Origin of the sequence: Acinetobacter sp. ANC 3813, assembly GCF_002135435.1 — a bacterium.
Lineage (GTDB): Bacteria > Pseudomonadota > Gammaproteobacteria > Pseudomonadales > Moraxellaceae > Acinetobacter.
Genome location: NZ_NEGK01000009.1, coordinates 92,257 through 105,172 on the forward strand (window position 1 = coordinate 92,257; position 12,916 = coordinate 105,172).

Annotated in this window: 15 protein-coding genes; 7 read left to right on the forward strand and 8 right to left on the reverse strand. The window is 38.3% G+C overall.

What is annotated here, in order from left to right:
- Positions 1–47: 47 nt before the first annotated feature.
- A complete protein-coding gene (locus tag B9T34_RS13835; protein ID WP_086213717.1) occupies positions 48–650 on the reverse strand; it encodes a nitroreductase family protein in 603 nt (200 codons plus the stop codon).
- A gap of 271 nt (positions 651–921) precedes the next feature.
- Complete coding sequence (locus B9T34_RS13840) at positions 922–1,413, reverse strand: hypothetical protein (RefSeq protein ID WP_086213718.1); 492 nt, start codon at positions 1,411–1,413, stop codon at positions 922–924.
- A 398-nt stretch (positions 1,414–1,811) separates the two neighbouring features.
- Between B9T34_RS13840 and B9T34_RS13845 the strand changes: the two genes are divergently transcribed.
- The gene (locus B9T34_RS13845) at positions 1,812–2,558 is read left to right on the forward strand and encodes a class I SAM-dependent DNA methyltransferase (RefSeq protein ID WP_086213719.1); all 747 of its coding nucleotides are present in this window, start codon (positions 1,812–1,814) and stop codon (positions 2,556–2,558) included.
- Between the two features lie 63 nt (positions 2,559–2,621).
- Here B9T34_RS13845 and fumC read toward each other — a convergent pair whose 3' ends face one another.
- Positions 2,622–4,016, reverse strand: coding sequence for a class II fumarate hydratase (gene fumC, locus B9T34_RS13850; protein WP_086213720.1), 1,395 nt, complete (start codon positions 4,014–4,016; stop codon positions 2,622–2,624).
- Positions 4,017–4,257: 241 nt separating this feature from the next.
- Entirely contained in the window at positions 4,258–5,265 is a 1,008-nt protein-coding gene (locus B9T34_RS13855) for an NAD-dependent epimerase/dehydratase family protein (protein ID WP_086213721.1), read from the reverse strand.
- Between the two features lie 546 nt (positions 5,266–5,811).
- Here B9T34_RS13855 and tusD point away from each other — a divergent pair.
- Genes tusD through B9T34_RS13875 form a run of 4 tightly spaced genes read left to right on the forward strand, consistent with a single transcriptional unit; the run spans position 5,812 to position 7,218 of the window.
- The gene (tusD, locus tag B9T34_RS13860; RefSeq protein WP_086213841.1) at positions 5,812–6,180 is read left to right on the forward strand and encodes a sulfurtransferase complex subunit TusD; all 369 of its coding nucleotides are present in this window, start codon (positions 5,812–5,814) and stop codon (positions 6,178–6,180) included.
- Positions 6,181–6,224: 44 nt separating this feature from the next.
- On the forward strand, positions 6,225–6,575 hold the full coding sequence (locus B9T34_RS13865) for a hypothetical protein (RefSeq protein WP_086213722.1): 351 nt from the start codon (positions 6,225–6,227) through the stop codon (positions 6,573–6,575).
- Positions 6,576–6,586: 11 nt separating this feature from the next.
- Complete coding sequence (locus tag B9T34_RS13870) at positions 6,587–6,883, forward strand: DsrH/TusB family sulfur metabolism protein (RefSeq protein ID WP_086213842.1); 297 nt, start codon at positions 6,587–6,589, stop codon at positions 6,881–6,883.
- Between the two features lie 23 nt (positions 6,884–6,906).
- A complete protein-coding gene (locus B9T34_RS13875; protein WP_086213723.1) occupies positions 6,907–7,218 on the forward strand; it encodes a TusE/DsrC/DsvC family sulfur relay protein in 312 nt (103 codons plus the stop codon).
- 45 nt (positions 7,219–7,263) lie between these two features.
- Here B9T34_RS13875 and B9T34_RS13880 read toward each other — a convergent pair whose 3' ends face one another.
- A complete protein-coding gene (locus B9T34_RS13880) occupies positions 7,264–7,743 on the reverse strand; it encodes a winged helix-turn-helix transcriptional regulator (protein ID WP_086213724.1) in 480 nt (159 codons plus the stop codon).
- A gap of 77 nt (positions 7,744–7,820) precedes the next feature.
- Positions 7,821–8,720 (reverse strand): LysR family transcriptional regulator, encoded by a 900-nt coding sequence (locus B9T34_RS13885; protein WP_086213725.1) that lies wholly within the window; start codon positions 8,718–8,720, stop codon positions 7,821–7,823.
- Between the two features lie 99 nt (positions 8,721–8,819).
- Between B9T34_RS13885 and B9T34_RS13890 the strand changes: the two genes are divergently transcribed.
- Together B9T34_RS13890 and B9T34_RS13895 are read left to right on the forward strand one after the other, a co-directional pair.
- Positions 8,820–9,266, forward strand: a complete 447-nt coding sequence (locus B9T34_RS13890) for a CidA/LrgA family protein (protein WP_086213726.1) — start codon at positions 8,820–8,822, stop codon at positions 9,264–9,266.
- Between the two features lies 1 nt (position 9,267).
- Positions 9,268–9,963 (forward strand): LrgB family protein, encoded by a 696-nt coding sequence (locus B9T34_RS13895; protein WP_086213727.1) that lies wholly within the window; start codon positions 9,268–9,270, stop codon positions 9,961–9,963.
- Between the two features lie 165 nt (positions 9,964–10,128).
- Here B9T34_RS13895 and B9T34_RS13900 read toward each other — a convergent pair whose 3' ends face one another.
- Positions 10,129–10,563: a hypothetical protein gene (locus B9T34_RS13900; protein WP_086213728.1), complete on the reverse strand. Its 435-nt coding sequence runs from the start codon at positions 10,561–10,563 to the stop codon at positions 10,129–10,131.
- Between the two features lie 13 nt (positions 10,564–10,576).
- A complete protein-coding gene (locus B9T34_RS13905) occupies positions 10,577–12,916 on the reverse strand; it encodes a fimbria/pilus outer membrane usher protein (RefSeq protein ID WP_086213729.1) in 2,340 nt (779 codons plus the stop codon).

A 12,916-nucleotide genomic window follows, 5' to 3' on the forward strand; every position in this document is an offset into this window, starting at 1 on the left:
CAATGATTCATAAACATAAATAATCATTCATCTTGCTGATCTTATAATTATTTAAAAACTTTAAAACGTGCTGCATCATCCATAAAGCCTTTGGCTTTTGCTTCACCTTCAACTGAACCAAACACCAGCTGAGCGCGCAATTTCCAGTTTGCAGGAATATCCCATTCTGCATGTACTTCTGCATCTACAATTGGATTGTAATGCTGCAGCGATGCACCTAGACCCTCAGTATGCAATGCTGTCCACACTGCAAATTGCGCAATTGCTGTTGAGTGCTCTGCCCAAATAGGGAAGTTTTCAGCATATGAAGGGAACTGCTCTTGCAGGCCTGTAATCACATCCATATCTTCAAAGAAAAGAACTGTGCCAACACCCGCTGCAAAACTCGCCATTTTAGCGGTTGTTTTTGCTGCGCCTTCTTCATCTTTCGCATAAGACTTCAATTTTTCAGCCACAAGATTCCAAAATTTCTCACTTTCGCCATCAAATAAGATCACCGCGCGTGAAGACTGAGAATTGAATGAAGATGGGCTTTGCTTTATTGCAGTTTGAATCAAATCAGTTAGATGTTCTGGGCTTTGATTTGTATTTTTGCCAATTGCATAAATAGTACGGCGCTGAGTAATATGATCGATAAACTGATTCGACATGAATATTTCCTTTGTATTGTCATTAAATTAATAAGAGCCGCTTTGTACTGAGAACCTGAGGAGAAAGCAGTTAAAGTGCTCCTAAAAACACCTTAATCATTATGCAAATTCAATTCCAAATTTCAGTATCAAAAGAGAGTTTTTTAACCATTTGATAAAAAATTTAGCCTTCAGATGAATTAAGCACATGCTAAATTCAAGGCATATAAAAAATCCCCCAATAGAAGGAGGAATTTTTGAGCTGCAGAACTCAAAGACCTTTAGCTTAAAATTAAAAATTCGCTTGCAAAACTTTCACTGACACTTTGCCTTTCCATAGATCACGCAAAGCCGGCAAATAGAATTTCTCGCCCAGCTCTACCAGTTCTGCATCAATCAAACCATGCACTTCATGCATAAATAGATAATCTAAATCTACTGTGCTGAGCATAGGCTGAGCCTTAGAAAAGTCCTTCCGTTTTTGCTGCGCTTGTTTGACTAAGCTGTCTGCATATTTGCGGTCTTTGTACTGCGCAATCACATTTAAACGCAGTTCAATCACGCCCCAGCCGCTGAGCAGCAATTTGAAGGTTTCAAAATCTTGTGTTGTAGATTCCCATGTCATTTCTTCCAAATTTTCATTTTCTGGAAGTACTGGCAGCATGAGTTCCATTACACTTGGGAAAATTTTCTTAAAATTTAAGACAAATTTAACAGGATGTTCACCCGGATAATCCTTAAACTGAACTTTCTTTTGAACATCGGTTAAATAAATATCAAACATTAAATCTTTCCTAGCTAGAGTACTGTTTCTAATACATTATTTTTCTTTCAAAAAAGAAATGCACAACAGTTATAAAAATCAAAATATATTTTAACAACTATGGCGCTTTATTCAAAGGTAATTGATTGTTTATACATGCATTGAATTAGTAGAAGTTTCAATTTTCATCGGGCCACGAAAAGCCTATTTAAAAAAATACTTCAGACCGCAATCAGTATTTCTGAGTGATGTCACCACTCTTGAAATGTTCACATTTTGAAATAACTTTTATGAAATTTTATTGCAAATCATTGCCGCTTACCGTTTTATTTTTGCTAATGTAATATACTGATTATAAATAAAAATAATTCCATACCAATCAAATATACCATCACATTAACATATTAAAAGGGTAAGTCATGTCACAAAATACATCTGAAAATCTTGAGTTTGATCCCACTACATTTGACGATTATCCAGTTCTATATGACGGTACATTGGCATGGCCTTACCGAAAAGAATTAGAACTTCCAACTTTAAAAAAATTACTGGGAAATCTTGCTGGCAAAAAAGTTTTAGATTTTGGGTGCGGTCCAGGTGTAATTACACGCTGGCTTCATGCACAAGGCGCGCAAAAAGTTACAGGTTACGATATATCAGAAGGCATGTTGGCTTATGCACGTGAATGTGAAGAAAAGACCAAACTTGGTATTCAGTATTACTCGCATTTGGATGATCAATTTGAAGGTACATTTGATATTATTCTCGCAGTCTACGTCATGCCCTATGTAGTGAAACAAGCAGATCTTAGTAGCATGTGCAACGAGATGTTCAAAATGTTAAAACCGGGCGGCAGGCTCATTACTTTGCCCCTTCATCCTGATTTTCATTTAGACCCTGATTATTACAGCGTTTGCGGATTTAAACTCATAGAAAAAGAACCGCGCAGTGACGGCAGCAAAGTCGATTTACACATTCGAATGGAGCCACATATAATTGATCTTAAAGCTTATTACTGGTCGAGAGACACTTTAAACAGCACACTTCAACAAGCTGGCTTTCAGCAAATCACGTGGCATCCGCTTGAAGTACCTGATCAGCTTTCGCCAGAACTACAGCCATATGCGAACTGTCCGCATGTTTCAATCATTGAAGCGATTAAGTAATTTTTTATTACAGCTACAGAAGTGAGTTAAAGCCAAGTATAGCTTTAACTCACATTGTGAAATCTATTTGGTATTGGCAGAGACCATCTGCTCTGGACGCACCACTTCATCAAACTGCTGTTCAGTCACCAGACCTAATTCTACAGCCACTTGTTTCAATGTTTTGCCTTCTTTATAAGCAGTTTTAGCCACTTTAGCCGCATTTTCATAGCCAATTACAGGATTGAGCGCTGTCACTAACATTAAAGAATCATGCAGGAAATGATCAATTTTTTCACGGTTTGGTTCAATACCGACTGCACAATGATCATTAAAGCTATTGCATGCATCTCCTAATAACTGAATAGACTGCAGCAGGTTAAATGCAATCACTGGCATGAACACATTCAGCTCGAAATTACCCGAAGCACCCGCAATATTGATGGTTGTATCATTACCCATCACTTGCGCAACAACCATGGTCATCGCTTCGCTTTGCGTAGGATTCACTTTGCCCGGCATAATGCTTGAACCTGGTTCATTTTCAGGAATGCGTAGTTCACCAAAACCGCAGCGCGGGCCGCTTGCCAGCCAGCGGATATCATTCGCGATTTTATTTAAACTCGCAGCCAAAGTCTTCAATGCTCCCGATGCGAAAACAGCAGCATCACGGCCAGCCAGCGCTTCGAATTTGTTTGGCGCGGTCACAAATGGCAGACCTGTTAGCTCACCTAATTGTTCAGCAGCTTTGACTGCATAATCTGGATGTGCATTTAAACCTGTACCAACTGCAGTACCGCCTAAAGGCAACTCATATAAACCTGACAGCGCTTGCTGCAAACGTTTTAAACCATGATCCAGCTGCGATACATAGCCGCTGAACTCTTGGCCTAAAGTTAAAGGTGTAGCATCTTGCAGATGAGTACGGCCAATTTTGACAATGTCAGAAAATTCTTGCGACTTTGCATCTAAAGTATTGCGCAGCTGCGTAACAGCCGGAATCAGCAACTCATTAATTTGCAGACTTGCCGCCACATGAATGGCTGTAGGAAATGAGTCATTGGTAGACTGCGCGCGGTTAACATGGTCATTCGGATGAACCGGCTTTTGTGAGCCCAAAGGATTGCCTAGTTTTTGATTGGCAATATTGGCAATCACTTCATTGCAATTCATATTACTTTGCGTGCCAGAACCCGTCTGCCAAACCACTAAAGGGAATTGTGAATCCCACTGCCCTGCAATAACTTCTTCTGCGGCATCAACAATATACTGAGATAGTTCATTCGGAATTTGATTCAACTCTGCATTAGTAATAGCAGCGGATTTTTTAACCAGCCCCATCGCACGGATCATTGGACGCGGTAAGCGTTCACCGCCAATTTTAAAGTTTTGCAGACTGCGCTGTGTTTGTGCGCCCCACATTGCTTCACTAGGTACTTCCACATCACCCATAGTGTCATGTTCAATACGTGTATGCATGTTGCAACCTCATTTCCTTGTCTAGACCTTGTTTAAAACATTGGCTATGGCACTAACAGCTTGCTTTGGCTTATTTTTGCAGTGTACGAAAGATTTAAATTTATGTAAATGATAATTATTTACAATTTCTCGGGTTTTTCAGATTACCACAATCCGACTTTTAAATTATTGCACCTAATGTTTTTAAACGGTTTTTAATAATTTATCTAGCCTATACAGTTAACCATGCCATGTAGAAAGACTATTGTCCACGCAATGTCATTTGATAAAAACGCCATTCATCTTCCAAAGTTTTTTTCAAACTATGTTCAGGTGTCCAGTGAAGGACATTTTTGGCTTTATCTGAATTGCTGCCCAGCTGATCAAACTCTGCATTTGGATAATATGGCGCATCAATAGTTTGAATTTTACTCTGAGTCACTTCAGAAATTAGCGCGAGCAGATTTTGAATTGAAATCATTTCACCTGAAATATTAAATGCCTCACAGCAATGCTCCTGCCCCTGCAGCCATTGTAGTGCCTGCGAGACGGCTTTACATGCATCTAACACATGTAAAAAACTGCGTTCGACAGTTTTATCTTCGGTATTGGCTTGTTTGCGCAACTCTATAAACTCACGCTGCAACGCGCCCACTTGCATAGCAAGCGGAACAATATTTTTAGGTAAGGGCGGAATAAACTCCCCCAGTACAGCATGCTCAAATGCGCCTGCAATATTACCTAAGCGCAAAATAGCGATTTTCCATTCATTGTCAGTTCGCGCAGTGTCTTGAATAATTTCCTCAACCATTTGCTGAGATTTTACATAAGGATTTGGATAGGCATAATGAAATGGCAGATCTTCCTTTAATTCCGCAGAAGATTGTCCATAAACACTCAAACTCGATAGATGAACGAGGTTTCGCGCGCCTGTACGCTGCATTGCGCGCATGAGGCTCATAATACAGCTGACATTATCATTGTAATATTCAAGCGGCTTCAAAACTGATTCTTCTAAAGATTTAAAGCCTGCTGTATGCACTACATCACTGATTGAATATTGCTCAAATACTTTATTTAAAGCTGGAGTATTGCGAATGTCTATTTTTACAAAGGGCACATACATGCCTGAGATATATTCAAGGCGCTCTAAAATTTGCAAGTTTGAATTTGATAAATTATCGACAATAATGACTTCTTGTCCTCGCGCTAAAAGACTTAAAGCAATATGCGAGCCTAGAAAGCCTAATCCACCAGTCACTAAAATCATTGTTTAGATACTCCCTAGTTTAATCAGCATCTTGCGATTTATTGGTGTAATTTTGGTGTTTTCAATAAGTTATCCCTTGATTTAGAAGTATAAAAACTGGCTTAAATTTTCTCTTAAGCCGGTCAATCTGCAAGAGCTTTGTCTTATCATATTACATGCTCAAATGATTGCATGTGTTGCAGTTATGGTAACCAACTGTATTTTATTCACGACTAAAACTTTAATTTCGTCATAAAAAATAGCCAAGCTTTTCAGTATCATTTTTTTCATGCTTCAACATTCCTCAAATTCTAAAATTCCTTTCCCCATCAATTGATATTTACATAAGCGGAAACTGACCAATAAACTGATAAGGTTTGAAACAGGCCTTATGCTTCTTATTATTTGACTTGAATAGATATTTTTTGTGATTAGGAATGTCTAAATAATTCTTTTTAACATGTCCGCTGGAATATTTAGATACCATCATAAATCGTTGTATACTACCTTTTTCTTATGAAGTCTGGGCTAGCCAACTGTGTGGCCAGTGCCCGCTGTGAAATTTCAATGAGCACTTTATTACTGATTACCTCCTCACCTGCATCCATACATGCATGGCATGCTTTGGGCCTCGCCCAAGCATTAAATCGCAAAAATGAAGAGTTCCGTGTGTTCTTCTATCAAGACGGTGTTTCTGTAGCCAATGCACTGCAATGGGTGCCTGATGATCAGCGCAAGTTAACTTCCGAATGGCAAAAATTGTCTGTACGATTACCTGTGTGTGTTAGCGCAGCTTTGGCGCGCGGCATTACCGATCAGGAAAATGCGCAGCGCCATAACATTCAACAGCATAACCTTGCAGAAGGATTTGAATTAGTCGGCTTAGGTGAACTTGCAGATGCTGTCCAATCTGCTTCACGTCTCATTCAATTCTAAAAAATTTATATTTAGAAATTTGCTGTATTTAAAGGGTTTAATGTGTGAAAACCGTACTCGTAATTTTAACTCAGCCAAACTTAAGCAGTTTGCAAGTCCATGAAAGCCTTTCTGCTACTATGGTTTTAGCCACGTTTGGCTGTGAAGTCAAAGTGCTTCTGCAAGATGGCGCCCTTAGCTTGCTGGCATCCGAATTGGAGTTTAATCAGCTGCAGCATGCTTTCAAAATTGCCTCCAATATGGTCGACAGTTTTGAGTTTTATGATCTGACCCCGATCCTGATTGAAAAAAAAAATCGCAGTCATTCTTTTGTTGCAGGCTCTGAACAAGAACTGGAATTTGTTGAGCTGAATACAAGTTTGATTCAGCAATTTGATCATGTGCTGTATTGGTAATGGTGATAAAAATGTCTAATCAATCTCTAGTATCAAATACATTGTACTTAATACAGGCCAGCTATAGTGCTGCCCCTATGGCATTGTCTAAATTACAGCAGCTCTATACAGCTGGTGACAGTGTGGTATTTATGGGTGATGCCGTTATGCACGCCTCATCGGGTATACTGCAAACTTTGCAGAATTGCTTTGTATTGCGAAATGAACAGCCGTTGCTAAATGACTCAAATCACCAGATTCAATTGATTGATTATGATGCATTTGCAACTTTGTGCCTGCAATACAGCCGCTGTATCAGCCTGAAATAATTTTAAAAATTGGTTATTGAAAGATGAATCTAGAACTCGACCAAGATGGTCATTTAGTCGATTATACTATTTGGAATGAAGACGTTGCTCAAACACTTGCGAAGTCTTTAGATCTTGAACTGACCGCATGGCATTTTGAAATATTAAAAGCAGTGCGCCAATTTTATCAGCAATTCGGGCACTCTCCTGCAACGCGTCCGCTCATTAAATTTTTAATGAAAACGGTCAGCCCAGAGATTAATAATGCAGTCTTGCAAGATAAGTTCCATACCGGTCTGGTCGCGCGCCATTTAAGCCGTTTAGCTGGCGTGCCAAAACCTGCCAATTGCCTATAATTGATTGGAATGTACCGAAATTAATTAAGATTGAAAGCAGGCAAATTATGCCTGCTTTTTTTCATTCAGCGCATCATAATAAGCTTGTGTAAATACGGCTTTGACTTGTTTCGCATGTACTTCTTCACCACATTCTGAACAGACCATCATCGGCTGAAAAATTTGACCGCAGTTTTTATGCACATACTGCACAGGTGCGCCACGGCCTTCATCCATCCATTGATCAGCCCACTTCGTCATTGCCTGTAAAACTGGATAAAGCGCCAAACCTTTTTCCGTTAGCCGATATTCAAAACGCTCCTGCCGATCAAAATATGGCGCCTTGACTAAAATCTCGTGATCGACCAAACGCTTTAGCCTTTCAGACAGCACATGCCGCGTGAGACCCAAGTTATGCTGAAAATCATCAAAACGTCGCATGCCCATAAAGGCATTTCTGACAATCAGCATGGTCCAACGGTCGCCTAAAATAGACAACGTTCTAGCAATTGAACATGGCTGATTGCCAATTTCTTCCCATTTCATTCTGATTAGCCAGCAAAATTATAGATCTTAAATTAATAGAATATTGTGATTTTGAAAAGTAGCTATCTGTCTAAAATTTAAAAACGGATCTGCTCCAAATTGTCTTCAATAATATGCAGCCATGCACGTGTAGCTGGACTCATTGCCACAGTTGTATTCCATGCCATGCTTAAAGTCCAGTTTAAGCTTGGATTCTGCAGCACACTGACATTATATTTTTGCATATCCAATTGCTTGCAATAAATCTGAGGCAGTAGCGCAATGCCGACATCAGACTCCACCATTTTGGCTATAAAATCCCATTGACTGCTTTTACAGACCACATTGGGTTCAAAACCAGCAAAATTGCAGGCCTGAATAATCATGTTATTCAGGGTAAAAGTATCTGCATATAACAAAAAAGATTCTTCTTTCAATTCATTCAATGAAACCTGTTCACGGTCATGCCATTGCGAATGCTTGGCAGAAAGCAGACATAGCGGAGAGTCCATAATTTGAATGCCGCTTAATATTGGCTTTAAATGTCCAAGTAATATACCTACATCAATACGCTTTTCTAAAATCGCATCCTCAATACCTGTTGCGCCAACCTCTAAAAAACTCAACTCGATGTTTGGATATTGTTTATGAAATTTGGCAATCAGTTTACTCAGTAAAACTGAACCTAAAGGCGGCAAACCTAAAATCAGCCGGCCTTGTTTTAAGGCTCGTACCTGCATGACTGTTTCTGCTATACGCTGCTGTTCATTTAAAATAACGAGCGCATGCTGGTAAATTTTTTCGCCTAAATTAGTCATTACTGCTTCACGCTTGCGGCCAGCGCCCCCTTTATGAAATAAAGGTACACCTATTTCTTCTTCTAACTGTTTAATCATTTTACTAATGGTCGGCTGTGTGACGCACAGCTCCTCTGCCGCCAAACTAAAACTTTGCTTTTGCACAATGGTCACAAAAACATTCAGCGCTTTAATATCCACCGATATTATTCCAATTCAGCATAATTATTTTTTTATTATTCATAATTATTCATGCAGGTCAATTTTACAATAGGCTAAATCCATATGATTTAATCAGTTATGTTTCGCTTACCGCAATCTCCCCACATCATGTATCTGCTCAAAACCACGGCACAATTAGGCTTGCTCATCCTGATTTGGTCGTTGGGCAGTTTTATCCAGCAGATGTTGAAACTGCCTATTTCTGCAGGCGTAATTGGTTTACTGCTCCTGACTGCAGCCTTAATCAGCGGTATTTTTAAACTTGAATGGATTAAGCAGGGTTCAGACTTGCTCTTAGCTGAGCTGGTTTTGTTTTTTGTACCAATTGTTGTCGGGCTTATAAAATATAAAGAATTGCTACTGACTCAGGGCTGGCAATTGGCCTTAGCTGTCGTTGCAGGAACCATTTGTGTAATGATCTGTACAGCATATTGTGTATATTGGGGTTTTAAACTTGAAGCAAAGCTGAAAAATCGAACAAAGCCTGAATCCACTTCAACCCACGAAATTATTCAAGGCAAATGATATGAATATGCTCTCACTCTTTTGCTTTGCTCTGACTTTGATTCTGTATGTGTTCATCAAAAAACTACATAAAAGGCATCCTTATTTGCTGCTGTCACCCGCATTGTTTGCGCCCTTTTTAATTATCGTTTTTATGCTTATTTTTGATGTGTCTTATGATACATATATTGAAGAAAACAAATGGCTGGTCTGGCTGCTAGGCCCTGCAACTGTGGCTTTTGCCATTCCAATTTATGAATATCGGCAAGTAATTAAAAACCATCTGATTTCAATCAGTTTAGGTATCGCAGTCGGCATGCTCTGCGGTATCGTAAGCGCATTTTATCTCGCTAAAATGTTCAATTTTGATCAAGTAACGACCCTCAGTTTAATGTCTCGCTCTATTTCTACGCCTTTTGCGATTGAGCTGACCAACAACATTGGCGGATCTGCCGAACTGGTCATTTTATTTACCATGATTACAGGTATGGCTGGCGTCGCATTTGCCGATCTGGTTTTAGCTGGATTAAAATTGCACTCAAAATTTGCGCAAGGTGCTGCCTTAGGCAATTCTGCGCATGGCTTTGGAACAAGTAAGGCCTTTATGCGCCATAAAGAAGAAGGTGTAGCTGCTTGTTTAAGTATGGTTCTGGCAGGTGTATTTATGGTGTTATTAGGCCCGAGCCTAATTCACGGAGTGATTTGGATACTCCAATAATAAAATATTAGGTCTGGTGAGAGCCAGACCACTTATTCAATTTTAAAATCAATCATAATATTTTAAATAAACTTTACTTTTAAAAATAACATCCACTCAAGGGTGTCATTTTAAAAGAATAGTGAAAAAAATTAGATCTAATAATCTTATCCATTCTATATAAAGTTAATAATCAATATTAACGGTAATTCGATCCCGATAATCTCCTACTGCCAAGCTTTCTAAATTAATCGCACCTAATCGGGCTAAAATTGTATAAGTATGATTTGCCTTTTTATTCTGAGAAATTGTTTTATTCCACTCAGCACCCGCATCACCGCTCAAATCATATTTTATATCCAGCGTGTTTTTAAGTTTCGTGTATCCTAAAGCAGATTCATTCTTTAAAAAGCTTTGACCATTACTATTTTGTAAATTTTGACTATTAAATTGAATTGAAAAAGCATCATCACATTTAATATTAAACTGAATCGTTGATGTTTCTCCAGAGTTAGGCTGTAAACGGAGAACTCCTGCACCAGTATCTGAAATTGTACAAATCGCAAAAGTACTAGAACATGTAAATACAATAAAAACTGCAGCTAAAATTTTTGCAATCATGTTTCATCTCCTTCTACTTACAAACCAATTGCAGAGGTTCTTTTGATTTATCTTCATACTTTAGTTCAAAATCAACCGTACATGTTTCACTTGCTGACATCTGAACATGTAATTGGTGCACACCTGCTGTTAAGCCATAGACTGTGACTACATCATCGCTGCCAATAGGATAAATATCATCCATGTTTCCATCGAGAGTAACTTGACTGCCTTTTACTATTGGTTTTCCTGCTAAATCCACCAACTTTAAATCTACCTCTTTGGTATGTATGACTGGAAATTCAACAATATAGCCACGCTTATTGAGCGGCATAATTGACTTACGCGCAGTAGAAACTTTATCTTCAATTTGCAGCTGATTTTCATTGAATGACACATGTTGATTTGTATATGCAATGAGATCATGAACAAATATCTCACCATGCTTATTTGTTTTACCTATAAACAAATCATTGCGATAAACATCAATATTCGGACTATCTGTTACTTTAACCAATGAAAAGCCATTATTAACAGATTTTGTTAAGTCAACACTGCTCCCCAGCCAAGTTAAAGCGCCATGAAAAGCAGCACTATAATTATTCTGATCACCTGTTTTTAAATATTGCAGATCTAAATCGCCAGCTTTTGATTTTAACCGCGTTGCTACATTCCCAGTATTTTCATCATTCGAACGCCCACCGCCAACAGAATAATCAACGCCAACTGCGTTTGAACTATTTTTAACAAATGTAAGATTGTTTGAATCTGAATCTGTCTGATTAAAATAAGCTGCATGCTTATCATCAAAGCGATAACTCAGGGACAGATCCACACGATTGTTATCCTGATTAATGGCATCGTAACTAAACCCGACAGACATGTTTAAATTATCAAAAAGACTTCGGCTAGAACGAATAGAAAAAATTCGCTCATTTTCCCGCTCTGAATCATCACGAAATAACCGATCAATATATGTCAGTGATAAATTTCCGAGAAATGGAATAGCGGATTTTGAAAAATATAATAAGTTTTCTTGTTCCGGAAGAAAACTATCATCCTCCATGCCTAACATTTTAAAATCACGGCTATAATACTGATACTTAAGCCCAAAACTGTATAACTTATAATCCCGCTTAAATTCAGTACTGACAGTAAAGCCATCATTATGATGATCATTACTATAAGCTGAATTTACTTCCAACAATCCAAGCTTATATAGATATTGACTCCACAAAATCCCCGTACTGCTTAGATCATGACTATAATCAGAAATTGCTCCTAAAGTTGTACTGCTGCTTAGTCCGTGCCTAAAATATCCACTGGCAAACCATTCACGATAATCATCACTTGCCTCACTGTAATTATATCTAATTTTTCCGGCAGAAAAGCTGTAGTCCGTTAAACCTTTCTTTAATAACCTTTCACTGACAAAAATAGGAATATTTTGCACTGTCCGATTGCCCATAATATCTTGAACAATCATATCTGCACTGCCCAAACCGCGAAAATTAATATTGCTGTCAATATTAAATTCACCTGGGTTTATTTTAGAATTATAAGCTTTATTGCCATTTATAATGAGATCTATGGTTGATGGAACCAAAGCGCTCCCTTTTAAAGACGGAGTATTCCAATAAATAAAGTCTGGCCGCGAAACAAAATTTTTCCCCCATCGAAACCCGCCAAAATAATAGGATTGAGTTAAACCTGTATTCGTACTTACTACATCACCAATTTGTAAATTTGCAAGTTTTTTGGGGAACTCAAACGTCAGTGTCGTATTTAATCTAGTATGATGACCAGCATCTAAATCATTGCTCGAATTCGTATTTTTTCTAAAAATATGACTACTATTTAGAAATGTATTTCTCCAAAAAATGCCTAAGTCTGCAACAGCGTTTGCCTGCTCAGAGTAGTCTCCACCCTGATAAAATAAATCATAATTTATAAAGCCGCCTAACCCTGGTAGCTCTGGCATTTGTATCTTGATATTTCCAATATTCTGACTCAGCATATAACTGGCAGGAATATCGATTTTTACTAATTGTAAATCTTGGTCTTCAGAAATTTCAATTTCTGGGTTTGATATTAAGCAATAAGAAATAGAACCCTGAGAAATTTGCTGAAATTTGTCTAAATCCATAAAATTTGACTGCAGTACGCTGCATTCAATATAGTGTTTTTTATCCACTATACTCAACATAGCATCACGATGCTGATCTATGCCATTAATCCATAAACCTAAAATTGCATCGTCATTGCGCAGAATATCTGCATCACCAGCTGCATGCAGTTCGCCTGCCAAAGTAAAGTCTGCATGTGCTAGAGCTAAAATCGCAAGAAATATAAGATTATATTTTGCTTTGAGCAT

Excerpts from the sequence above, each read along its gene's own strand:
- B9T34_RS13835 (WP_086213717.1), bottom strand. The coding sequence starts at position 650 with ATGTCGAATCAGTTTATCGATCATATTACTCAGCGCCGTACTATTTAT.
- B9T34_RS13840 (WP_086213718.1), bottom strand. The coding sequence starts at position 1,413 with ATGTTTGATATTTATTTAACCGATGTTCAAAAGAAAGTTCAGTTTAAG.
- B9T34_RS13845 (WP_086213719.1), top strand. The coding sequence starts at position 1,812 with ATGTCACAAAATACATCTGAAAATCTTGAGTTTGATCCCACTACATTT.
- fumC (WP_086213720.1), bottom strand. The coding sequence starts at position 4,016 with ATGCATACACGTATTGAACATGACACTATGGGTGATGTGGAAGTACCT.
- B9T34_RS13855 (WP_086213721.1), bottom strand. The coding sequence starts at position 5,265 with ATGATTTTAGTGACTGGTGGATTAGGCTTTCTAGGCTCGCATATTGCT.
- tusD (WP_086213841.1), top strand. The coding sequence starts at position 5,812 with ATGAGCACTTTATTACTGATTACCTCCTCACCTGCATCCATACATGCA.
- B9T34_RS13870 (WP_086213842.1), top strand. The coding sequence starts at position 6,587 with ATGTCTAATCAATCTCTAGTATCAAATACATTGTACTTAATACAGGCC.
- B9T34_RS13875 (WP_086213723.1), top strand. The coding sequence starts at position 6,907 with ATGAATCTAGAACTCGACCAAGATGGTCATTTAGTCGATTATACTATT.
- B9T34_RS13880 (WP_086213724.1), bottom strand. The coding sequence starts at position 7,743 with ATGAAATGGGAAGAAATTGGCAATCAGCCATGTTCAATTGCTAGAACG.
- B9T34_RS13890 (WP_086213726.1), top strand. The coding sequence starts at position 8,820 with ATGTTTCGCTTACCGCAATCTCCCCACATCATGTATCTGCTCAAAACC.
- B9T34_RS13895 (WP_086213727.1), top strand. The coding sequence starts at position 9,268 with ATGAATATGCTCTCACTCTTTTGCTTTGCTCTGACTTTGATTCTGTAT.
- B9T34_RS13900 (WP_086213728.1), bottom strand. The coding sequence starts at position 10,563 with ATGATTGCAAAAATTTTAGCTGCAGTTTTTATTGTATTTACATGTTCT.
- B9T34_RS13905 (WP_086213729.1), bottom strand. The coding sequence starts at position 12,916 with ATGCTCAAAGCAAAATATAATCTTATATTTCTTGCGATTTTAGCTCTA.